Source organism: Sphingomonas sp. S-NIH.Pt15_0812 (assembly GCF_003951315.1).
Lineage (GTDB): Bacteria > Pseudomonadota > Alphaproteobacteria > Sphingomonadales > Sphingomonadaceae > Sphingomonas.
The window spans coordinates 186,177-207,953 of record NZ_QLJH01000002.1 but is presented as its reverse complement, the minus strand read 5'-3'; the positions used below and the strand labels follow the sequence as shown (position 1 = coordinate 207,953).

The 21,777-nt window shown below is 69.6% G+C and carries 21 protein-coding genes; 11 read left to right on the top strand and 10 right to left on the bottom strand.

All coding sequences use genetic code 11. The features are described from left to right. Nucleotide 1: 1 nt before the first annotated feature. On the bottom strand, nucleotides 2-1,180 hold the full coding sequence (locus BRX43_RS02295; protein ID WP_125993205.1) for an HlyD family secretion protein: 1,179 nt from the start codon (nucleotides 1,178-1,180) through the stop codon (nucleotides 2-4). 138 nt (nucleotides 1,181-1,318) lie between these two features. On the opposite strand from BRX43_RS02295, the gene BRX43_RS02290 reads away from it, so the two are divergent. Next, nucleotides 1,319-2,395: an endonuclease/exonuclease/phosphatase family protein gene (locus BRX43_RS02290; RefSeq protein ID WP_241214715.1), complete on the top strand. Its 1,077-nt coding sequence runs from the start codon at nucleotides 1,319-1,321 to the stop codon at nucleotides 2,393-2,395. Here BRX43_RS02290 and nhaA read toward each other — a convergent pair. After that, on the bottom strand, nucleotides 2,340-3,743 hold the full coding sequence (gene nhaA / locus BRX43_RS02285) for a Na+/H+ antiporter NhaA (RefSeq protein WP_125993203.1): 1,404 nt from the start codon (nucleotides 3,741-3,743) through the stop codon (nucleotides 2,340-2,342). The genes BRX43_RS02290 and nhaA overlap by 56 nt on opposite strands. A gap of 154 nt (nucleotides 3,744-3,897) precedes the next feature. Here nhaA and BRX43_RS02280 point away from each other — a divergent pair, with 154 nt between their 5' ends. Then, nucleotides 3,898-6,039, top strand: a complete 2,142-nt coding sequence (locus BRX43_RS02280; RefSeq protein WP_125993202.1) for a histidine kinase dimerization/phosphoacceptor domain -containing protein — start codon at nucleotides 3,898-3,900, stop codon at nucleotides 6,037-6,039. Nucleotides 6,040-6,043: 4 nt separating this feature from the next. On the opposite strand, the gene BRX43_RS02275 is transcribed toward BRX43_RS02280, so the two are convergent. The 6 genes from BRX43_RS02275 to fumC all read right to left on the bottom strand — a co-directional run bounded on the left by BRX43_RS02275 (nucleotide 6,044) and on the right by fumC (nucleotide 10,629). Further along, complete coding sequence (locus BRX43_RS02275; RefSeq protein WP_125993201.1) at nucleotides 6,044-6,562, bottom strand: biliverdin-producing heme oxygenase; 519 nt, start codon at nucleotides 6,560-6,562, stop codon at nucleotides 6,044-6,046. Further along, a complete protein-coding gene (locus BRX43_RS02270; protein WP_125993200.1) occupies nucleotides 6,559-7,857 on the bottom strand; it encodes a dicarboxylate/amino acid:cation symporter in 1,299 nt (432 codons plus the stop codon). Before BRX43_RS02270 ends, BRX43_RS02275 begins: the two co-directional genes overlap by 4 nt. A 156-nt stretch (nucleotides 7,858-8,013) precedes the next feature. Next, nucleotides 8,014-8,664, bottom strand: coding sequence for a guanylate kinase (gene gmk, locus BRX43_RS02265; protein ID WP_206433066.1), 651 nt, complete (start codon nucleotides 8,662-8,664; stop codon nucleotides 8,014-8,016). A 101-nt stretch (nucleotides 8,665-8,765) separates the two neighbouring features. Then, nucleotides 8,766-8,975: a hypothetical protein gene (locus tag BRX43_RS02260; protein ID WP_125993199.1), complete on the bottom strand. Its 210-nt coding sequence runs from the start codon at nucleotides 8,973-8,975 to the stop codon at nucleotides 8,766-8,768. Further along, complete coding sequence (locus BRX43_RS02255) at nucleotides 8,975-9,184, bottom strand: hypothetical protein (protein ID WP_125993198.1); 210 nt, start codon at nucleotides 9,182-9,184, stop codon at nucleotides 8,975-8,977. Before BRX43_RS02255 ends, BRX43_RS02260 begins: the two co-directional genes overlap by 1 nt. A 53-nt stretch (nucleotides 9,185-9,237) precedes the next feature. Further along, complete coding sequence (fumC, locus tag BRX43_RS02250) at nucleotides 9,238-10,629, bottom strand: class II fumarate hydratase (protein ID WP_125993197.1); 1,392 nt, start codon at nucleotides 10,627-10,629, stop codon at nucleotides 9,238-9,240. 138 nt (nucleotides 10,630-10,767) lie between these two features. On the opposite strand from fumC, the gene BRX43_RS02245 reads away from it, so the two are divergent. The 8 genes from BRX43_RS02245 (at nucleotide 10,768) to BRX43_RS02210 (ending at nucleotide 17,719) form a co-directional block, all read left to right on the top strand. Then, nucleotides 10,768-11,136 carry a BlaI/MecI/CopY family transcriptional regulator gene (locus BRX43_RS02245; RefSeq protein WP_125993196.1) on the top strand — a complete coding sequence of 123 codons (369 nt, stop codon included), beginning with the start codon at nucleotides 10,768-10,770 and terminating at the stop codon, nucleotides 11,134-11,136. Further along, the gene (locus BRX43_RS02240) at nucleotides 11,133-12,791 is read left to right on the top strand and encodes a M56 family metallopeptidase (RefSeq protein WP_125993195.1); all 1,659 of its coding nucleotides are present in this window, start codon (nucleotides 11,133-11,135) and stop codon (nucleotides 12,789-12,791) included. The genes BRX43_RS02245 and BRX43_RS02240 overlap by 4 nt, the downstream gene beginning before the upstream one ends. Before the next feature lie 93 nt (nucleotides 12,792-12,884). Next, nucleotides 12,885-13,742: an MBL fold metallo-hydrolase gene (locus BRX43_RS02235; protein WP_125993194.1), complete on the top strand. Its 858-nt coding sequence runs from the start codon at nucleotides 12,885-12,887 to the stop codon at nucleotides 13,740-13,742. Beyond that, on the top strand, nucleotides 13,724-14,476 hold the full coding sequence (locus tag BRX43_RS02230; protein WP_125993193.1) for a DUF4230 domain-containing protein: 753 nt from the start codon (nucleotides 13,724-13,726) through the stop codon (nucleotides 14,474-14,476). The genes BRX43_RS02235 and BRX43_RS02230 overlap by 19 nt, the downstream gene beginning before the upstream one ends. Nucleotides 14,477-14,543: 67 nt before the next feature. Further along, nucleotides 14,544-15,566, top strand: a complete 1,023-nt coding sequence (gene nadA / locus BRX43_RS02225; protein ID WP_125993192.1) for a quinolinate synthase NadA — start codon at nucleotides 14,544-14,546, stop codon at nucleotides 15,564-15,566. Continuing rightward, on the top strand, nucleotides 15,566-16,405 hold the full coding sequence (nadC, locus tag BRX43_RS02220) for a carboxylating nicotinate-nucleotide diphosphorylase (protein ID WP_125993191.1): 840 nt from the start codon (nucleotides 15,566-15,568) through the stop codon (nucleotides 16,403-16,405). The genes nadA and nadC overlap by 1 nt, the downstream gene beginning before the upstream one ends. A gap of 178 nt (nucleotides 16,406-16,583) precedes the next feature. Then, nucleotides 16,584-17,006, top strand: coding sequence for a hypothetical protein (locus BRX43_RS02215; RefSeq protein ID WP_125993190.1), 423 nt, complete (start codon nucleotides 16,584-16,586; stop codon nucleotides 17,004-17,006). A 17-nt stretch (nucleotides 17,007-17,023) separates the two neighbouring features. Then, complete coding sequence (locus BRX43_RS02210) at nucleotides 17,024-17,719, top strand: ribonuclease T (RefSeq protein ID WP_125993257.1); 696 nt, start codon at nucleotides 17,024-17,026, stop codon at nucleotides 17,717-17,719. A gap of 283 nt (nucleotides 17,720-18,002) precedes the next feature. Here BRX43_RS02210 and astD read toward each other — a convergent pair whose 3' ends face one another. Together astD and BRX43_RS02200 are read right to left on the bottom strand one after the other, a co-directional pair. Beyond that, nucleotides 18,003-19,412, bottom strand: a complete 1,410-nt coding sequence (gene astD / locus BRX43_RS02205; protein ID WP_125993189.1) for a succinylglutamate-semialdehyde dehydrogenase — start codon at nucleotides 19,410-19,412, stop codon at nucleotides 18,003-18,005. A 77-nt stretch (nucleotides 19,413-19,489) separates the two neighbouring features. Next, nucleotides 19,490-20,848, bottom strand: coding sequence for a protein adenylyltransferase SelO family protein (locus BRX43_RS02200; protein ID WP_125993188.1), 1,359 nt, complete (start codon nucleotides 20,846-20,848; stop codon nucleotides 19,490-19,492). Nucleotides 20,849-20,884: 36 nt separating this feature from the next. On the opposite strand from BRX43_RS02200, the gene BRX43_RS02195 reads away from it, so the two are divergent. Further along, nucleotides 20,885-21,748: an alpha/beta hydrolase gene (locus BRX43_RS02195; protein WP_125993187.1), complete on the top strand. Its 864-nt coding sequence runs from the start codon at nucleotides 20,885-20,887 to the stop codon at nucleotides 21,746-21,748. Nucleotides 21,749-21,777: the final 29 nt, after the last annotated feature.

The window sequence follows — 21,777 nt, the reverse complement described above, 5'->3', positions numbered from 1 at the left end:
GTCAGTGCGCCCGCTGGTCGAGCTGGTCCTGCTGGTCGCGGATCCGCTTCAGGTCGCCCTTGGCGCCGATCGTGTCGACCGTCACCGTCACCGACAGGCCGGGGACGAGCAGCGCCCGCACCGCCGGCGTCGCGTCCAGCGCGATCCGCACCGGCACGCGCTGGGTGATCTTGGTGAAGTTGCCGGTCGCATTCTGCGGCGGCAGCAGCGAGAATTGCGCGCCGGTCCCCGGCGACAGGCTCTCGACCCGGCCGACCAGTTCGGTGCCGTCCAGCGCATCGACCTTGATCGTCGCCGGCTGGCCGACCCGCATCAGGGCGAGCTGCGTCTCCTTGAAGTTCGCCACGACATAGAGCTTGTCGAGCGGCACCAGCGACATGAGCCGCGTGCCGGCGCTGACGAACTGGCCGACCGTGACGGTCTTGTCGCCCACCCGGCCGGCGATCGGCGCGCGGAGCATCGTCGCGGTCAGGTCGACATCGGCGGCGCTGCGCTGCGCCTCGGCGGCCTGGCCCTGCGCACGCGCCTGGCGGACCTGGGATTCGATCGAGGCGACCCGGCGCTGCTGGAGAGCGAGCGCGGCTTCGCGGGCGCGCACGTCGGCGGCGGATTGCGCGGCGGTGGTGCGCAGTTGTGCCAGCCGCTCGCGGGTCTCGGCGCCGCTCGCCGCCAGCGGGGCATAGCGCGCGACCTCACTGGCGTCATAGGCGGCCTTGGTCCGCGCCGCCGCCAGTTGCGCGGCGGTCTGCTCGATCGTCGCATATTGTTCGCGGATCTGCGCGCGGGCGCTGTCCGCCTGCGCGGCGGCGACCGCGATCTGCGCATCGGCCTGCGCCACCTGCGCACGGTAATCGCGCGGGTTGATGCGGACCAGCGGCTGGCCCTGCTTCACGTCCTGGTTGTCGCCGACCAGCAGCGCCTCGACATAGCCGGTCACGCGCGGGGCGATCGTCACCGCATCCGCCTGGATGCGCGCGTCGTTCGTCTCCTCCTGATACTTGCCATGCGTCTGGTAGCGCACGAACCACAGCGCGCCCAGGATCACCACCGCCAGCGCGACCAGCAACAGGATTAGCTTGGCGCGACCGCTCAGCTTGCGCTTGGGCTTGCCGTCCTGGTCGGTCGTCGTGGTGTTGTCGTCCGGCTGCCGATCGTCGCTCTCATGCTGCGAGTCCGCCATCTATTCGCCTCGATTGTCGTGCGCCCGGTCCAGCGGGGCGCGATGATGTCCGTCTTAACCGGACAATATGTCCGGTTAGCGATTTTCGCAAGGCACAACCCTTTGTTTGCGGCCATGGGTCGGGTAGCGATCACCTCCGTGTCCTATCGTTCGTTTCCATCCCGCCTGGCCCTGTTCGCCGTCCTGTCCACCGCCGCCGGATGCACCCATCTGCCCCCGCCCAGGATCGCCGACGCGCAGAACGCGCCGGTGCCCCAGCCGATCCGTTCCGCCGACGCAACGACGGCAGAGGTGCAGCTGGACGTGCTGACCTTCAATATCGAGGGGCTGGGCTGGCCGGCGCGCCGCGGTCGCGGCGCCTCGCTGGCGCAGATCGGCGAGACGCTGGCACGGCTGCGGCGCGAGGGGCGGGCTCCCGATGTGGTGCTGATCCAGGAGATGTTCAGCGCCGCCGCCGTGCGCGCGGTCCAGGCGATGGGCTATCCGAACATGATCGTCGGCCCGTCGCGCACCCAGCGCAAGCGCATGGCCGGTACGCCCGCGATGGCCGGTCCGTTCCGCTGGAAGAAGGGCGAGACGGGCATGCACCTGGTCGGATCGGGGCTGGCGATCCTCAGCCGCTATCCGATCGTCGCGCATGATGCGGAGCCGTTCGGCAAGCATCGCTGCGCTGGGCTGGACTGCCTGAGCAACAAGGGGATGGTCCATGCCCGGATCACCATTCCCGGCGTGCCGCAGCCGATCGACCTGTTCGACACGCATCTGAACTCCCAGGGCGCATCGCGCGTGCCGGCCAAACGCAACGGCGAGGCGCACCGGTTGCAGGTCGGGCAGCTCGCCCACTTCATCGACGCCTCGGCGCAAGCGGGGGCGCCGGCGATCCTGGGCGGCGATTTCAACATGCGCGGCTCGACCGAGCGGTTCGACCGGTTCCGCAGTACGTCCCGTAACTTCACGCTAGTGCATCAATATTGCGAGGCGAACCGCGCGCTGTGCGACGTGCGCATGTCGTGGGACGGCGACGCCCCCTGGCTGGATACCGAGGATCTCCAGCTTTTCCATGACGGGGCCCTGGTCGCGGTCCGCCCGGTGCGGGTGGAGGCGATGTTCGACGGGGCGGACGGCCTGCCGCAGCTCTCCGATCATGACGGCTTCCGCGTCACCTATCGCCTGCGCTGGACGCCGGATGCGGCGAAGCGGCCCGCCACAGGGTGAGATAGCCGAACACGCCCGACAGCAGCGAGGCGGCGAGGATGCCGAGCGAGGCCAGCTCGGTATGCTCGGCATCGGCAAAGGCTAGGTCGGCGATGAACAGCGAGATGGTGAAGCCGATCCCCGCCAGCGCGCCGATCCCCAGCACCATCCGCCAGGTGACACCCTCCGGCAATGCAGCCTGGCCGGTGCGCGTCGCCGCCCAGGTCGCCGCCACGAAGCCGATCGGCTTGCCCAGCGCCAGCCCCACCACGACCCCCAGCACCAGCGGCGAATGCAGCGCGCCGCCGATCAGTTGGGCGGAGAAATGGATGCGGACATTGGACAGGGCGAACAGCGGCAGCACGATATAGGACACCCAGGGGGTCAGGATGCGGACCAGCCGCTCCGCCGCCTCGTCGGTCGCCGCCGCCATTTCGTGGATATAGCCCAGCCGCTGCTCGGCCCGTTCGTTATGTCCCTCTGCCGCCTCGGCATCGGGGGCCTGCTCGGCCGCCGCCTGGGCACGGCGCAACTGGTCAACCGGCCGTTGCACCCGCTCCGCGAAGCGGCGCGGCGACAGGCGCGAGCTGGTCGGCAGCAACAGCCCGACCGCGACCCCGGCGATGGTCGGGTGGATGCCCGATCCGAATACCCCGATCCACACCACCAGCCCCAGCAGCACATAGGGGATGGGCGCCACCCAGCGCAGCCGCAACAGTCCGACGATGCCCAGATAGCCGAAGCCGGCGAGCAGCAGGAACGGCCAGTGGATTTCGGCGGTATAGGCGAGCGCGATGACCAGCAGCCCGAACACGTCGTCGATCGCGGCGAAGGCGAGCAGCACCCCCCGAACGGCGGTGGGCAGGCGGGTGGTGAACATCGCCACGATCGCCAGGCTGAACGCGGTGTCCATCGCCGCGACGATGCCCCAGCCATGCTGCGTGTCGGTGCCGAGATTGAACACGAGGTAGAAGGCGACCGGCACGACCAGCCCGCCGATCGCGCCGGCGACCGGGAAGATGGCGGTGCGCAGCGACGATAGCGATCCCTTGACGAACTCGCGCTTCACCTCGGTGCCGATGATCAGGAAGAAGAGCGGCATCAGCGCGTCGTTGATCCACTCCGCCGCCGGCCGTGCCACCGCCCAGGCGCCATAGCTGACCCGCACCGGCCGGTCCCAGAGCCGGATATAATCGGCCCCGAGCGAGGAATTGACGATCACCATCGCGACGATCGACGCGATCAGCAAGGGGCCGCCGGAAACCTGACCGATCGCGAAAAAGGGTTCGATCTTGCGCAGCACGGCGGCGGCGGGGGAGTGGTGCGCCCGGGCGGCGACGCGGCCATATAGCCGGGGGGAAAGGGCCATAAGGGGTCCGTGCTCGTTCGACTGTCCCGAGCATACGGTTCAGGTCGGGCGCATGTTCCCCGCGACCGTCTTGAGCGAAATTAGGTAAACGCCCAAAGCATTTGCGTTTTCAGGGCAATGCGTACAAGCCTTGGGGTCTAGTATCAGGATTGGCATGGCTTCCCATCTCCTTTCGACGGACCCCGGTGCGGATTTGTCCGCCTGTGACCGGGAACCGATTCACATTCCCGGCTCGATCCAGCCGCATGGTCTGTTGCTGGTAGCGGAGATCGCGAGCGACCTGGTGGTCGCCGGGGCTGGACCGATCGAGTCGGTGCTGGCCGCCGACTGGCTGGGGCGGTCGGTGGTCGACCTGCTCGGGCAGGATGTGCAGGGTCGGTTCGATCCCATGCCGGTCGGCTCGAGCAGCCTGCCCGGCACGCCGGTGACGGGGCTGGACGGCCACCGCTACGACGTGGCGCTGCACCGTGCCGGAGACCGGCTGCTGGTCGAGCTGGAACGCGCCGCCGACGCACCGCTCAGCTCGGGCGAGATGCTGGCGTTGCTGGAGAATTTCGCGATCGGCTTCGAGCGGGCGGGCGATCTCAACGCGCTCTGCGCCCGCGCCGCCACCGCCTTTCGCGCGCTGACCGGCTTCGACCGGGTGATGGTCTATCGCTTCCTGGACGACGATGCGGGTCGCGTGGTGGCGGAGGATCGCGATCCGGCGCTGTCGCCCTTCCTGCATCATCATTTCCCCGCCTCCGACATTCCGCGCCAGGCGCGTGCGCTCTATGTGCGCAACCGCGCGCGGGTGATCCCGGACGTGGATTACGAGGCCGCGCCGATCCGCCCGGCCCTGTGGCAGGACAGCGACCTGAGCGACGTGGCGGTGCGCAGCGTGTCGCCCATCCACCTCCGCTACCTGCGCAACATGGGCGTGCAGGCCTCCGCCTCCATCTCGATCGTCAAGGGCGGCCTGCTGTGGGGGCTGATCGCCTGCCACCATCGCACGCCGCACAGCCTGCCCGCCGATATCCGCGCCGGGGCGACCGTGCTGGCGGGCAGCCTGTCGCGCCAGATCCGCGCGAAGGAAGAGGCGGAAACCTATCGCGAGCGGTTGGGTCTGCGTGGGCTGGAAGATGCCATCGCCCCCCGGTTGTCCAGTGCGCCGAGCCTGGCCGAGGCGGTGTCGCACACCCGGCGCGAGCTACGCGAGCTGCTGGGTGGCGATGGCCTGGCCCTTGTCGAGGGCAGGACCGTGCTGGTGCGGGAGGGACGATGCCCGCCCGACGCATTCCTCCGCGATCTGGTCGACTGGCTGCGGCAGCAAGGGGGCGAGCCGTTTTCCTCGCACATGCTCGGCGCCGCCTATCTGCCGGCCGCCGCGCATTTCGCCGAAGCGAGCGGGCTGCTCGCCCTGCCGCAGCCGGAGGGGCCGGGGATGCTGCTCTGGTTCCGCGCCGAACAGCCAGAGGAGATCGAATGGGCGGGCAATCCGCACAAGTCGGTGGCGCTGACGCATGGCGAGACGCTGACGCCGCGCGCCTCGTTCGAGACGTGGCGCGAAGAGGTGCGGGGTCGGTCGCGGCATTGGACGCTGGAAGAGATCGAGTCGGCGCGCCGCCTGGGCCGCACGCTCCTCGATGCCGATCGCGGTCGGCGCCTGCGCGAACTGAACGGCGAGCTGAACCGGACGGTCGCGGCGAAGGACGTTCTCCTCCAGCAGAAGGACCTGCTGATGAAGGAGGTCGACCACCGCATCCAGAACAGCCTGCAACTGGTCGCGGCCTTCCTGTCGATGCAGGCGCGCGCCGCCGGCCCCGGCGCGGTGGCCGACCAGCTGGGCGAAGCACAGGCGCGGCTGGCGGCAGTGGCGCAGGTGCATCGCCGGCTCTACCGCGACGACCAGATCGAGACGATCGACCTGTCCCGCTATATCGGCGAATTGACGGCCGACATGAAGGCGACGCTGGGCGAGGTCTGGGCGCGGCAGATGACGCTCGATCTCGCGCCAGTGCTGATTCCGACCGACCGGGCGGTGAAGATCGGCCTGATCCTGACCGAGCTGGTCATCAACGCGACCAAATATGCCTATCCCGGCGCGATGGGGCCGATCGCCATCGCCCTGGAGCGGCACCATAGCCGCCTGCGGCTGATCGTCGCGGACGAGGGGAACGGCAAGCAGACGGTGGGCGGAACCGGGTTCGGCAGCCGGATGATGCTGGCGATGGTCCAGCAGTTGGGCGGCGAGCTGGAGATGGAGGACAATGCGCCCGGCCTGCGCGTGGTGATGACCGCGCCGATCGCGGCCTGATCGATCAGGCGGCGCGTTCGTAGAGCGCGAAACAGGCCATTGCGCCCGCCACCGCCGCCGCCTGCCATTCCGGCGAGGCGTCCGCCGCCCTGGTCTCGATCGCGGCGAGCAGCGCGCGCCATTCACCCGGCAGGTGGCGGGCCCCCAGATAGCGGCTCGGCCATCCCGCCGCCACGGAGCGCGCCAGCAGGGTGCCGCCCAGCCGCGAACCCTCCGTCACATAGAGCGCGCCCCAGGCCGCCGCATCGCCATCCGGCGCGAAGGGCAGAGGCGTCGGCATCGTCCAGCCCAGATCGGCCAGATCGCCGCCCAGCAGGCTGGTCCGCTCCCGCCAGGAGGGCAGGTCGGGATGATTGGCGAGGGCCGCCTCCACCGCCGGCAGCGCGCGGGCATGGGCGGTGAGGAAGGCGGCATAATCGTCGCGATCGTCCAGACGGAACGCGCCGTAAGCGGTATCGACCCGGTCATGGGCCGGGCCGCTCGCGGCGCGCAATCGCTGGACGAAGCCGGGATCGGCGGTCATGCCGCCGCCGACAGCGTCGGATCGCCCGCCGCATCGTCCCGGCCGGCGGCGATGTCGCGGATCAGCCCCTGCCGCCGCGCGACGATCGTCGGGACCAGCGCCTGACCGGCGACGTTGACGGCGGTGCGGCCCATGTCGAGGATCGGGTCGATCGCCAGCAACAGCCCCGCGCCCTCCAGCGGCAGGCCGAGCGTGGTCAGCGTCAGCGTCAGCATCACCAGCGCGCCGGTCAGCCCGGCGGTGGCCGCCGATCCGATCACCGACACCAGCACGACCAGCAGATAATCGGCGGCGTGGAGCGGGATGCCGTAATATTGCGCGACGAACAGCGCCGCCACCGCCGGATAGACGGCGGCGCAGCCGTCCATCTTGGTGGTCGCGGCGAAAGGGACGGCGAAGGCGGCATATTCGCGCGGCACGCCGATCCGCTCCACCGCCGCCTCGGTGACGGGCAGGGTGGCGATCGAGGAGCGCGAGACGAAGCCGAGCTGGATCGCGGGCCAGGCGGCGGCGAAGAAGCGCCCGACCGACAGGCCGTTGGCGCGCAACAGCAGCGGATAGACGACCAGCAGCACCAGCGCGAGACCGATATAGACGGCACCGGCGAAGGCGCCGAGCGCGGACAGCGACTGCCAGCCATATTGCACCACGGCATGGCCGAGCAGCCCGGCGGTGCCGATCGGGGTCAGCCGCACGATCCAGCGCAGCACGCGGCGGAAGATGGCGAGCGCGGCGGCGTTGAACGCCAGGAACGCCTCGCCCTGCGCGCCCACGCGGACGGCGGCGATGCCGATCGCGATGGCGACGACGATGATCTGGAGGATGTTGAACGACAGGCTGGTGGTCGCCACCCCGTCCGTCAGCCTGGTCGAGGCGGCGAGGCCCAGGATGTTCGCCGGCACCAGCCCGCGCAGGAAGTCGAGCCAGGAGCCGGTCGTGGCCGGCCGCACCGCCGCCGCCGCATCGACCCCGGCATGGGCGCCGGGCGCGATGACGGTGGCGAGCACCAGCCCGATGCTGACCGCGATCAATGCGGTGATGGCGAACCAGATCAAGGTACTGGCGACGAGGCGCGCGGCATTGCCCAGGTCGCGCAGCGCGGCGATCGAGGCGACGATGGCGGTGAAGACCAGCGGCACGACCAGCGCGCGGAGGAGCTGCACGAAGATCTCGCCGATGATCCGCAGCCCCTCGGCCAGCCCGCTCTCGGCACCGAGCGCGCGCGCCCAGACGCCGAGCACCAGCCCGACGGCCATGCCCAGGAACACCTGGACGCTGAAGGATGGAAGTTTCATGGCGCCGCTGTTGCTGGCACGGCCCGGAAAAGACAGCAAGCTTTGGTGCGCCGCAGCAAAGTCGGGCTTGTCGCGGGATGGACGGTTTGTCGTTTACCGTCCGTGGGTTGTCGACCCGCACTGCGTTCCCCCGCCTTGGCAGGGGAACGGCAGGGCCTAGCGCGTCAGCCGGCGAATGAAGCCGATCAGCCCGGTCTGGCGCGAGCGCTTGAGGCGTTCCGCCGCCAGGATCGTCTTCACGCCGCGGAAACACTCCTCGACATCGTCATTGACCAGCACATAGTCATAGCCGTCCCAGTGGCTGACCTCGTTGGCGGCGCGCGCCATGCGGGCGTCGATCACCTCGACCGAGTCGGTGGCGCGGCGTTCGAGTCGGTCGCGCAGCTCTTCCATCGAGGGTGGGAAGATGAACACGCGCACCACGTCGCCGCCCGCGATCTGGAAGAGCTGCTGCGCGCCCTGCCAGTCGATGTCGAACAGCACGTCCTTGCCGGCGGCGAGCATCGCCTCGACCTGCGCGCGCGGCGTGCCATAGCGATTGCCGAAGACATGCGCCCATTCCAGGAATTCGTCGTCCGCGACCATGCGGCGGAATTCCTCCAGATCGACGAAGTGGTAATCCTTGCCGTCGATCTCGCCGGAGCGCGCCGGCCGGGTCGTCGCCGACACGGACAGGGCGAGTTCGGGCTCGTCCGCCAGCAGCTTGCGCGCGATCGTCGACTTGCCGGCGCCGGAGGGGGAGGACAGGACGAAGAGCATCCCACGGCGCTTCAGGCCATGGGCGTCGGTCGGGGGATAGTGCGCCATGCCCGCCTTTGGCCAAGCCGGGGCCGGGCCGTCAAGCCGATACGCCGAAAGGCGGCCGACCGTCGTCCGGTCGACCGCCCGAAATCCGGGTGGAAACCGCCTTAGAAGCCGCGCGGCTCCATCCGCGAGGCGCGACGGCGGTCATAGGCCTTCTTCGCGACATAGCCGCCGCCCAGCAACATGCCGAGCGGACCCATGCGACGCAGGCCGCCACCGACCAGCGCCCCCATGGCGGCCCCCTTCAACCCACCGCGGCCATCGCGACGATCCATCTCGCGGCCCACCAGAGCACCGATAATCTTGCCGATCATTACTTGTCTCCCTTCACGACGTCCACGAGTCCGCCGGCTCCCCGCAACACCGCCCAGCCGACCGCGTAGGTGATCGCCATGGGCACCGCGACCTTCAACGCATTGGCGATGATCGCGCCTTTCAGCGCGCCGTCCCAGCTGGAGTCGTCGTCGCCGCTCATCGAATCGATCACGCCGCCGACCAGGGCGCCGATGGTGGTTGCACTCACGAAAGCATCTCCTCGTATACCAGGATAAGCGTCGGACCGCCCTGGGAGTTCCCTTAGCGGCCGATCATCGCCTCGGGCCGCACCACGCGGTCGAACGTCTCGGCATCGACCAGACCCAGCGCCAGTCCCGCCTCCTTCAGCGTCAACCCTTCCGCATGGGCGTGCTTGGCGATCTTGGCGGCATTGTCGTAGCCGATCTCGGGCGCCAGCGCGGTGACCAGCATCAGCGACCGGTCGACCAGTTCGGCGATGCGGGCGCGATTGGCGGTCATGCCGGCCACCGTCCGGTCGGCGAAGCTGGTCATGCCGGTGGCGAGCAGGTCGATCGAGCGCAGCACGTTTGCGCCGATCAGCGGCTTGAAGACATTGAGTTCCAGATGACCCTGGAGGCCGCCCACCGTGACCGCGACATTGTTGCCCATCACCTGGGCCGCGACCATCGTCAGCATCTCGTTCTGGGTCGGATTGACCTTGCCGGGCATGATCGAGCTGCCCGGCTCGTTCGCCGGCAGGTCGAGTTCGCCCAGGCCCGAGCGCGGGCCGGAGCCGAGCAGCCGGATGTCGTTGGCGATCTTGGTCAGCGCCACCGCCAGCACGTTGAGCGTGCCATGCAGGTCGACCAGCCCGTCATTGGCAGCGAGCGCCTCGAACTTGTTGGCGGCGGTGACGAATCCCAGACCGGTCAGCGCCGCGATCTCCGCCGCCACCGCCTCGGCGAAGCCGGCCGGTGCGTTGAGCCCGGTGCCGACCGCCGTGCCGCCCTGCGCCAGGGGCAGGATGTTGCGGGCCAGCGTCCCCTCGATCCGCGCCCGCGCGCTGGCGAGCTGTGCGGCATAGCCGGAGAATTCCTGGCCCAGCGTCAGCGGCGTCGCATCCTGCAAATGGGTGCGACCGATCTTGACGATGTCGTCCCACGCCGTCGCCTTGGCATCCAGCGCCGCATGGAGATGGTCGAGCGCGGGGAGCAGCGTGCGCGTCACCGCCAGGGCGGCCGCGACATGCAGCGCGGTCGGGAAGCTGTCGTTCGAGGACTGGCCGCGATTGACGTCGTCATTGGGATGGACCGGCACCTTGCCGCCGCGCGCGCCAGTCAGCATCTCGTTGGCGCGGCCGGCGATCACCTCGTTGACGTTCATGTTCGACTGGGTGCCGCTGCCGGTCTGCCAGATGACCAGCGGGAACTGGTCGTCCAGCCGGCCATCGATCACCTCGGCGGCGGCCGCGTCGATCGCATCGGCCTTGGCATCGTCCAGCCCATGGTCGCGGTTCACCCGCGCCGCCGCGCGCTTCACGATGGCGAGCGCATGGACGATGCCGATCGGCATCTGCTCGCGCGCGCCGAAGGGGAAATTCTCCAGGCTGCGTTCGGTCTGCGCGCCCCAATAGGCGGTGGCGGGAACTTCGATCGCGCCGATCGAGTCGGTTTCGGTGCGGGTGTCGGTCATGGGCGTCCTCTTTGCTGCACGGCGTCAAGGATCGTGCGCCGGCAAGGTTGCATCCTGGTGAAAACGATCCCCCCGGACGGGTATTGACTACACTCGTAATCGATGTGACTACGGCTGTAATCACAAAGGAGGCGAGTCGTGGCCGAGCGGATCAGCGATGCGGAACATGCCGTGATGGAGGTTCTGTGGGAGGAGGCGCCGCTGACGGCGCAGGATGTCGCCGAACGGGTCGACCCGGCCCGCGGCTGGAGCGCCAATACCGTCAAGACATTGCTCGGCCGGCTGCTCGCCAAGGCGGCGATCGCGCATGAGGAGGATGGCCGCCGCTATCTCTATCGCCCGCTGGTCCAGCGCGACGACTATGTCAGCGGCGAGTCGCGGCGGCTGATCGACCGGCTGTTCGGCGGTCGGCTGACCCCGCTGGTCGCGCATCTGGCCGAACGGGACGAACTGACCCAGCGCGACATCGCCGAGATCGAGGCGCTGCTGAAGGATCTGAAGGCATGACCGCGGCCCTCGCCGCCTGGGGGGCGGAGGCCTTGTTGGCGTCGGCGCTGCTGATGGCGCTGGTGCTGCTGGTGCGGGGCCCGGTGCGGCGCATCTTCGGGCCGCAGATCGCCTATGGCCTGTGGGCGCTGCCGGCGCTCCGGCTGGTGCTGCCGCCGATGCCGGCATCGTGGCGTGAGCAGGCGGCGATGCCGATCTCGCGCGCCAGCGACGCGGTGACGGTGCTGATCCTGCCGGGCACCGCTCCCGTCGCCGAGGCACCGGCGATGGCCGCCGCCGCCGTGCCGGTCGCGGCGACGGGGTTCGATTGGGGCGGGATCGACTGGCTGGCGATCGGCGCGGGGCTGTGGCTGGCGGGGGCGCTCGCCTTCTTCGTCCATCATTGCCTGTCGCACCGGCGCTTCTGCCGGCGATTGCTGCGCGACGCGCGGCTGCTCGACCGGATCGATGGCGTGGCGGTGGTCGAGAGCCATCATGCCACCGGGCCGCTCGCCTTCGGGATCAAGCGCCGCTTCGTCGCCTTCCCGCGTGACTTCGACGAACGCTATGACGCGGACGAGCGGTCGCTCGCCCTGGCGCACGAGCTGGGCCATCACCAGCGCGGCGATCTGGTGGCCAACTGGGCGGCGCTGGCGGTGCTTGCGCTCCATTGGTTCAACCCGCTGGCATGGCGCGCGTTTCGCGCCTTCCGCGCCGACCAGGAACTGGCCAACGACGCCCGGGTGCTGGCCGGCCGCAGCCGCGCCGATCGCCACATCTATGCCTGCGCCATCGTCAAGGCGGCGCATGGCGGCGCGGTGTCGGCGGCCTGCCACCTGCACACCATCACCGATCTGAAAGGGAGACTGAAGATGCTGACGATTGCCAAGCCGTCGCGCACGCGGCTGACGACCGGGGCCGCCGCGGTGCTGGGCGTGGTGACGGCGGGGCTGATTGGCACCGCCTCGGGCACCAGCGCCACCGCCGCCATCGCCGCCCGGATGGGCGAGGCGACGGGCGGGGCGATGCCCGCCATGCCCGCCATGCCGCCCATGGTGAAGACGCCCGCCATCCCGGATGCGCGCAGCGGCAGGACGACCCGCGTCGTCGTGGTGAAGAACGGCAAGACCACCACCTATGAAGGCTCGGCGGCGGAGGCCTATCTAGCCGATCATCCCGCCCCCGTGCCGCCCGTGCCGCCGGTCGCGCCGCGCGCGCTCCAGGCCCCGGTCGCGCCAGCCGCTCCGGCCGCGCCAGGTGCCGCCTCGGCGATGGGCGTCGCGCTGCCCACCCCGCCGGTTCCGCCGCGCCCGCTCGCCGGAATGCCGACGGCGGCCGAGATGCGGGCGATGGTCGATATCCGCTCGGGCAACTGCGGCCCGGACACGGGCGGCAAGGCCTATGTCGTCAGCCGCACCAGCAACGGCCATCGCTCGACCGTCATCTGCACCGACCGCATCCAGGCGGCGGCGCGGGCCGGGCGATTGACCGAGGCGGACCAGGTTCGAATCCAGCGCGAGTCGATGACGGCGGCGCTGTCCGGCCTGGAGACGGCCCGTGCCGCGCTCGCCAGCAACGCATCGATCCCTGCCGAGGGGCAGCGCGAGGCGCTGGCCGGAATCGATGAATCGATGGCCGATCTGCGCCAGCAAATGGCGGAAATCGGGAAGGATTGATCCGTCGGCTCCCGCCATCGCGGCGGGGTCCGCAGGCGCGCGCAGGGGTTTTCGCCCTTGCGCGCCGCGCCATGTCGGGCCATTTCGCGAACGATGGCCGAGCTACCGACCGGGATTCCGATGGCGCTGGAGCCGCTGGTCACGCGACTGCTCGCGCCCAATGCCTCGGCCTATACCTATACGGGCACCCAATCCTATCTGGTCGGTGAGACGGACCTGGCGGTGATCGATCCGGGGCCGGACGATCCCGCGCACATCGCCGCGCTGATCCGCGCGATCGACGGCCGACCGGTACGCGCGATCCTGGTCACGCATCATCACCGCGACCATAGCCCCGCCACCCGGCCGCTCGCCCGCGCGACGGGCGCGCCGATCGTCGGCGCCGCGCCCTTTGCGCCGGATTATGAGGGCGGCCGGTCCGACGCCGCCTTCGACCGCGACTATGCACCCGACCGCGTGCTGGCGGAGGCGGAGTCGGTGGCGGGGCAGGGCTGGACGCTGACCGCGCTGGCGACACCCGGCCACACCTCCAACCATCTCTGCTTCGTGCTGCCGGAGACGAAGGCGCTCTTTTCCGGCGACCATGTGATGGGATGGGCGACCAGCGTCGTGTCGCCGCCCGATGGCGACATGGGCGACTACATGGCCAGCCTGGAGAAGCTGATGGGGCGCGACGACCGCGTCTTCTATCCGGGGCATGGCGAGGCGGTGGACAGTCCGGCGCGGCTGGTGCGCGGGATGCTGGGCCATCGCCGCCAGCGCGAGGGGCAGATCCTGCGCCGGCTGGGCGAGGGCGTCTGGGCGGTGCCGGAGCTGGTCGCGCGCCTCTATGCGGGGCTCGACCCGCGCCTGGTGCCGGCGGCGGAACGGTCGGTGCTGGCGCATCTCCATGATCTGAGGAAGCGGGGCCTGGTGGCCGAGGAAGGAGCAGGATGGCGGATCGCGGCGTAGAGGCGGAACGGACCACGGGCGCGGTCGTCGCACCCGCACGGGGCGGCGGCATCGGCGCCTTCCTGGCCAAGACGGCGGGCGTGCTGGTGCTGCTGGTGCTGGCGGTGCTGATCGCGCTGTGGGGCGTGCAGCGCTATGTCACCGAGCGGCTGACCCCCGATCCGGTCACCGTCGCCTCCGCCAGCCTGCAAGGGCTGCGCGAGCAGAACCGCCTGTCGGCCTTCGCCGCGCGCTATGTCGCGGTCGTCACCTCCACCCAGTCGCAGCTCGGCTTCCAGACGCAGAAGACGCTGATCATGCCGGGCACCGTCCGCTACGAGGTCGATCTCGCCAAGCTGACCCAGCGCGACGTCGCCTGGAACCCGGAGACGCACACGCTGTCGGTGCGCCTGCCGCCGGTCGAGGTGGACGGGCCGCAGGTCGATCTGAACGCCACCCGCGAATATGGCTCGGGCGGGGTGCTGTCGACCTTCACCAATGCCGAGGCGCAGCTCGACGCCGCCAACCGCCGCGCCGGCCAGGCCGAGTTGCTGCGCCAGGCGCGCGAGCCGACCGCGATGGCGCTGGCCCGCGACGCGTCGCGCCGCGCGGTCGAGCGCAGCTTCACCATGCCGCTGCGCGCGGTGGGGGTCGACGCCAAGGTGGTCGTGCGCTTCGCCGACGAGCCCGTCGCCAATGACGAGCGCTGGGACGTGTCGCGCTCGATCGACGAGGTGCTGGCCAACCGGCGATAAGCCGATCCTGCTTGATCCCGGCGCGCGGGGCCGCCATGGCGGGCGGATCATAACGGGACCGAATGGCATGGATGCTAGGATTGGGATGGGCGGCAGCCTGACGGGCATGGACCTGCGCGCCGAGATCGATCGGCTGCGCAAGGAGCGTAACGCCGTGATCCTGGCCCATTATTATCAGGAACCGGCCTTGCAGGACATCGCCGATTTCGTCGGCGACAGCCTGGACCTCAGCCGCAAGGCGCAGGCGACCGATGCCGATGTGATCGCCTTTTGCGGCGTGCGCTTCATGGCGGAGACGGCGAAGATCCTGTCGCCCGACAAGATCGTGGTGCTGCCCGACATGGCCGCCGGCTGTTCGCTGGAGGATAGCTGCCCGCCGGAACAGTTCGCCGCGTTCCGCGCCGCGCATCCCGACCATATCGCGCTGACCTATATCAACTGCTCGGCCGAGGTGAAGGGGCTGTCCGACGTGATCGTCACCTCCTCCTCCGCAGAGGCGATCCTGGCGAAGATCCCGCCGGAGCAGAAGATCATCTTCGGCCCCGACCGCAATCTGGGCGGCTATCTGGCGCGCAAGACGGGCCGCGAACTGCTGTTGTGGCCGGGCGTGTGCATCGTGCACGAGGCGTTCTCGGAAACCGAATTGCTCAAGCTCAAGGCGCAGCATCCCGGCGCACCGGTCGCCGCGCATCCGGAATGCCCGGCGGTGATCCTGGACCATGCCGATTATGTCGGCTCGACCCGCGGCATCCTGGAATATGCGCAGGCCATGCCCGGCGACACGCTGATCGTCGCGACCGAGCCGCATATCATCCACCAGATGGAAAAGGCGATGCCGGAGAAGCGCTTCATCGGCGCGCCCGGCGCGGACGGCAACTGCAACTGCAATATCTGCCCCTATATGGCGCTGAACACGATGGAGAAGCTCTATCTGGCGCTGCGCGACCTGACCCCGCGCATCGAGATCGACGAGGATCTGCGGCTGCGCGCCAAGAAGAGCCTGGACGCGATGCTGGAAATGGCCAGCGCCACCGTCGGGCAGGGCGATCTCGGCCCCGCCAAGCCCGCCGCAGCGGTGACGGGCGACTGATGCTGCCGGACGGTTTCGACTGCGCCGCCTTCGTCGCCGCCACGCTGGCGGAGGATCTGGGGCCGGGCGGTGACATCACCAGCCAGGCGGTGATCCCGGCCGAGGCACGCTTCACCGGCGTGATGGACAGTCGCGAGGCGATCACCGTCGCCGGGCTGGAGATTGCCGAGGCGTTCTTCCGCACGCTCGACCCGGATGTGGCGATCGAGCGGCTGGTCGAGGACGGGGCGCGGGTCGTGGCGGGCACCGAGCTGATGCGCTTGTCCGGTGCGGCGCGCGCGATGCTGACCGCCGAGCGATCGGCGCTCAACACGGTGCAGCATCTGTCCGGCATCGCGACGCTGACCGCGACCTATGTCGATGCGATCGCGGGGACGGGTGCCACGTTGCTCGACACGCGCAAGACGATCCCGGGTCTCCGCCTGCTGGAGAAATATGCGACGCGGATGGGCGGCGCGCAGAACCATCGCATGGGCCTGTGGGACGCGGCGATGATCAAGGACAATCACGTCGCGGTCGCGGGCGGCGTCGGCCCGGCGGTGGCGCGCGCGGTGGCGGCGGGGATCGAGCGCATCATCGTCGAGGTCGACCGGCTGGACCAGATCGAATCGGCGCTGGCGGCAGGTGCGACGCATCTGCTGCTCGACAATATGGGGCCGCAGATGCTGGCCGAGGCGGTCGCCCTGGTCGACGGGCGGGTGCCGACCGAGGCGTCGGGCGGCGTGCGGCTCGACACGATCCGCGCGATCGCCGCGAGCGGCGTGACCTATGTCAGCGTCGGCCGCCTGACCCAGTCGGCGCCGGCGGCCGATATCGGACTGGATTTCGCGGCGGTCTGACGTCGTCCGGTATTGCTGTTCTCCCGCCTTTGCCGGGGGAATATGAAGCGGCGTGGGGAGGGAGCGACCCGCTCTTCCCGGATCGTCCCCCGATCGACAGCGTTATGCGCGCGAAACGAACGGTTCTCAGCCGGCAGGATCGGCGGTAGAAGCCGGATGCTTGTGCAAGGGGAAAAGCGTGCGCCCGAAATCCATCGTCACGGCCGAGCAATTCTATCTCGGCGGCACCGCGCTGCTGCTCGTCAGTTCGCTGATGGTATGGCGGCCGCTGGTCGATGCCTATGGCGCCGGGCTGGCGGGCGGCGTGACGGCCTTCACGGTCGGCGCGTTCCTGCTGCTGATCCTGTTCACTACCCGGCGCGGCAGCCGGATCGCGCGCGGCCTGCTGATCGCGCTGACCGGGCTGGGCGCGATCTCGCTCCTCTACCAGATCGGGACGGGACAGGTGGCGCTGGGGCCGCTCGGCGTGGTCAATGTCGTGCAGGTGGTGCTGACGGTGATCGGCGCGGTATTGTTGTTCCGGCCGACCGCGCGCGCCTTCTTCGCGTGGCCGCATGACGATTGGGAAGAGGATAGGGTGGTGACGGAGAAGGAGTTGTGATCGTGCGGTTCGGATGGATGGCGGCGGCCTTGATGGTCGTGCCGTCGGCGGTGCAGGCCCAGGCCTATAAATGCGCGATCCCCAATGCCGTGCCGCGCCCACATCCCGACCTGCCGAGCGATGGTCAGCCCCGCCGCGTGCTGCCGATCGGTGGCTATACCCTGGCGATCACCTGGGCGCCCCGCTACTGCCGCGAGAATGGCGACGAGGCGAGCGCGCGGCTGCAATGCGGCAGCGGCAATCGCTTCGGCTTCACGCTGCATGGATTGTGGCCGGACGGCATCGGCAAGGACTGGCCGCAATATTGCCGGGCGACCCCGTTGTTGCCGCGCCCGGTGATCCGCGCCCATCTCTGCGCCACGCCATCGGCGCAGCTGATGCAGCATGAATGGTCCAAGCACGGCACCTGCATGGCGGGCGAGACGCCAAAAAGCTATTTCAACCGCTCCGCCGCGCTCTATCGCAAGCTGCGCTATCCCGACATGGAGGCGCTGTCGCGCGAGCCCCTGACCGCCGGGCAGTTCGCCCAGGCGATGGCGCGCGCCAATCCGGGGCTGACCCCGGACATGATGCGCGTGACGGCGGACCGGAACGGCTGGCTGGACGAAGTGTGGCTGTGTCTCGACAAGGGCTTCCGTTACCAGCGTTGCCCCGCGCATCAGGGTGGGCTGTCGCCCAACGCCTCGGTCAGGATCTGGCGCGGACGGCGGTAACGCGAGGCGTTCCCCCGCCTGTTCCCCGGCGAAGGCCGGGGTCCAGTCGGGAAGGCTGTGGTTATCCAGCGTTGCGCGTCGTCATGATCGTCCCCCAACTGGGCCCCGGCCTTCGCCGGGGAACAGGAGAGCGGGGCAGGGGCAGCCTGGCGCAGGATGACATCGGGTTGACCCAAGCCGTCATTGCGAGCGTGGCGAAGCGATCCAGGGCGTCACGCGCGCGGCTTTGGATTGCTTCGCTGCGCTCGCAATGACGTTTTCAGGTCGAGGTCACGTCTCGGGCTCAGCCGTCCCGCAACCCCACGCCGATCGCGGCGCGGGCGGAGTCGGCTTCGCTGCTGACCACCGGATAGGCGCAGTAATCGGCGGCGTAATAGGCGGATGGCCGATGATTGCCCGACCAGCCGATGCCGCCGAACGGCGCATTGGACGCCGCGCCGTTGGTCGGCTTGTTCCAGTTGACGATGCCCGCGCGGATCGTCGCCCAGAAGCGGTCGTAGAGCGCCGGCGTCTGGCTGACCAGGCTGGCGGACAGGCCGTAGCGGGTGGCGTTCGCCTCGGCGAGCGCGGTGTCGAAATCGTCGGTGCGCACGATCTGGAGAATTGGGCCGAACAGCTCGCCATCGGGCCGGTCGGCCATGGCGGTCACGTCGATCAGGCCCGGGATCAGGAAGGGACGGTCGGGATCGGGGCGGGCCAGATGGCGGATCGCGCGGCCGCCGCGCATCACCAGCCCCAGAAAGCTTTCCGACAGATGGTCCGCCGCGTCATTGTCGATCACCGGACCCATGAAGGGCGCGGGGTCGTCATGCGGCGCACCGACGATCAGCCGCCCGACCATGTCGTCAAGGATGGCGAGGAGGGCATCGGCCAGCCGCGCCTCGACGATCAGCCGCCGTGCGGCGGTGCAGCGCTGTCCGGCGCTGGTGAAGGCGGACTGGATCACCAGCACCGCCGCGCTGTGCAGGTCGGGCGTGTCCCAGACGACGATCGGATTGTTGCCGCCCATTTCCAGCGCCAGGATCTTCTCCGGATGCTCGGCGAACTGGCGGTTGAGCGCCAGGCCGGTCCGCGCCGATCCGGTGAACAGCAGTCCGTCGATGCCGGGATGCGCCGACAGGGCGCGCCCCTCCGCCGGGCCGCCGACCAGCAGGCGAACGCACCCCTCCGGTACGCCGGCGGCATGGAGGCATTCGACCAGGAAGCGGCCGGTCGCCGGTGTCTTCTCGGACGGCTTGAAGACCACCGCATTGCCCGCGAGCAGCGCAGGGACGATATGTCCGTTGGGCAGATGCGCCGGGAAATTATAGGGGCCAAGCACCGCGAGCACGCCATGCGGCTTGTGCCGGATTGCCATGCGCGAGCCCATCTGGCCTTCCATGCGACGCTGCGAGGTGCGCTCGGCGTAGGCGGCGACCGATATGTCGACCTTGGCGATCACCGAATCGACTTCGGTCCGTGCCTCCCACAGGGGCTTGCCGGTTTCGCGCGCGATCAGGTCTGCGAAGGGCTCGTGCCGCTGGCGCACCACATTGGCGAAACGGCGCAGCGTCTCGACGCGATAGGACAGCGCCTGCGCCGCCCATCCAGCCCAGGACGCGCGGGCCGCCTCGACCTCCGTGTCGGCATCGCCGATCGGCAGGCGGGCCAGTTCCGCGCCCGTGGCAGGTTCATGGCTGACTAGCTCGCCCATCCTCACTCTATGAAGTCGTGCCGCGTTCAGGTCCAGCCGGTCGATGGGGGGAGGGCCTTGTGCCGTTTCGGGACGGATCAGGCCAGCGCCTCGCCCATGGCGCGGATCGCCGCCACCTTTCCGTCCAACTGCGACCAGTCGTCCTCGGCGGCGATCGGAGCCCAGATCGCCTCCACTTCGTCGATCAGCATCGCGCAGGGTTCGTCCGACCAATAGGCATGGGCGCGGTCCTTGCGGGGGGCATAGGGGGCCAGACGGCTGCGCACCTCGTCCCACTCGGTATCGTAGCTGTCGGGCAGGCGGCCACCAAAGGCGTCGAAGAACAGCCGGTCGATAGGAGCCTGGGTGGCGCGCAGGGTCCGCTCCAGCGCGCGGACCAACGCGCGATCCTCCTCGGCCCCACGCGGCCGGACGCCGAGCCGCCATAGCATCGCCTCGACCAGGGCGGGGTGGAAATGGCCGGCGAATCCCTCCAGCGCGGCGATCAGAGGATCGCTCTCCGCCACCAGCCGCAAGGTCGCGGCGAGCTGCGCGACGTTCCAGCCGATCGCCTCGGGCTGGCGGCCGAAGGCGTAAAGGCCCTGATGGTCGAAATAAGCGGCGGTGAAACCCGGGTTCCAGGTCGGGGCGAACCGCCAGGGGCCATAATCGAAGCTTTCGCCGGTGACGTTGATATTGTCGGTGTTGAGCACGCCATGGACGAACCCGGCCGCCATGTAGCGCGCCGCCAGCACGGCGGTACGCTCAACGATATTGGCCAGCATCCGTACCGGATCGCCCGGCGCCTGTCCGTGCAGTTCGACCAGCACGTAATCGACTAGCCGCCGCATCGCCGCCTCGTCCTGGAACCAGGCAAGCCGCTGGAAGCTGCCGATGCGGATATGGCCGTGGCTCAGCCGGACCAGCACGGCGGAGCGGGTCGGGGAGGGTTCGTCGCCCCTGTCCAGCGACTCGCCCGTCTCGATCAGCGACAGGGTGCGCGAGGTGGGGACGTTCAAGGCCTCCAGCATCTCGGTCGCCAGGATCTCGCGCACGCCGCCCTTCAGCGTCAGCCGGCCGTCGCCGAACCGGCTATAGGGCGTCTGGCCCGAGCCCTTGGTGCCGAGGTCCATCAGCCGGTCGCGATCGTCGAGCATCTGCGCGAAGGTGAAGCCGCGCCCGTCGCCGATATCGGGATTGTAGCTGCGGAACTGATGGCCGTGATAGCGTAGCGCCAGCGGCTGGGGCAATGTGTCGGGCAGCGGCTGAAATCGGCCGAAATGGCCGAGCCATTCGGCTTCGTTCAGCCCGGCGAGGCCGATCGACGCGGCGGCGCGGTCGTTGCGGTAGCGGAGCATCGTCTGCGGGAAGTCCGCCGCCGCCACCGGGTCCCAGAAATCGGGGCCGAGGTCGAGCAATGCGGTGCTTGGGCGATATGCTTGCGGGCTGTGGGGCATGACGCGATATGGGGGGCTCCACGGCGGGGGTGCAACATGGCGGCGTATGAGAACATCTTCTGGTGGTCGAATGACGGCATCCGCCTGCACGCACGGGATTATCCCGGGGATGCGGGCGTCCCGCCGCTGATCTGCCTCCCCGGCCTGACCCGCAACGCGCGCGACTTCGCGGCCCTGGCCGAGGCGATGGCGGGTCGCCGGCGGGTGATCGCGGTCGATTTTCGCGGCCGGGGCGAGAGCGGCTATGCGCGCGACGCGATGAGCTATGTCCCGCTCACCTATGTGCAGGACGTGCTGGCGCTGCTGGCGGACCGGGGGATCGCGCGGTTCGTAGCGGTCGGAACGTCGCTGGGCGGGATCGTGACTATGCTGCTGACCGGCCCCGCGCGCGAGCGGATTGCGGGCGCGGTGCTGAACGATATCGGCCCCGAACTGGAGGCGGCGGGCATCGCGCGCATCCGGGGCTATGTCGGTCGCGGATCGAGCTGCCCGACCTGGTTGCACGCCGCGCGAACGCTGGCGGAGGCGCAGCGCGACATCTATCCGCATTGGGGACTGGCCGATTGGCTGGCGATGGCCAAGCGGCTTTACCGCGTGACCTCCGCCGGGCGGATCGTGCTCGATTACGACCTGAAGATCGCCGAGCCGTTCCGGGTGCCGGGCGCGGAGACGGGGCCGGACATGTGGCAGGCGCTGGGCGGCCTGGGCGGGGTGCCCGTGCTGCTGGTGCGCGGCGAGCGGTCCGACGTGCTGGGTGCCGCCACGGCGCGGCGGATGGCGGAGGCGCTGCCCGATGCCGAACTGGTGACGGTGCCGAGCGTCGGCCATGCGCCGATGCTGACCGAGCCGGAGGCGCTGGCGGGGATCGAGCGGCTGCTGGCGCGGGTCGACGGGTCCTAGGCGGAACCGCCCCCGCCGCAACGCGTCTC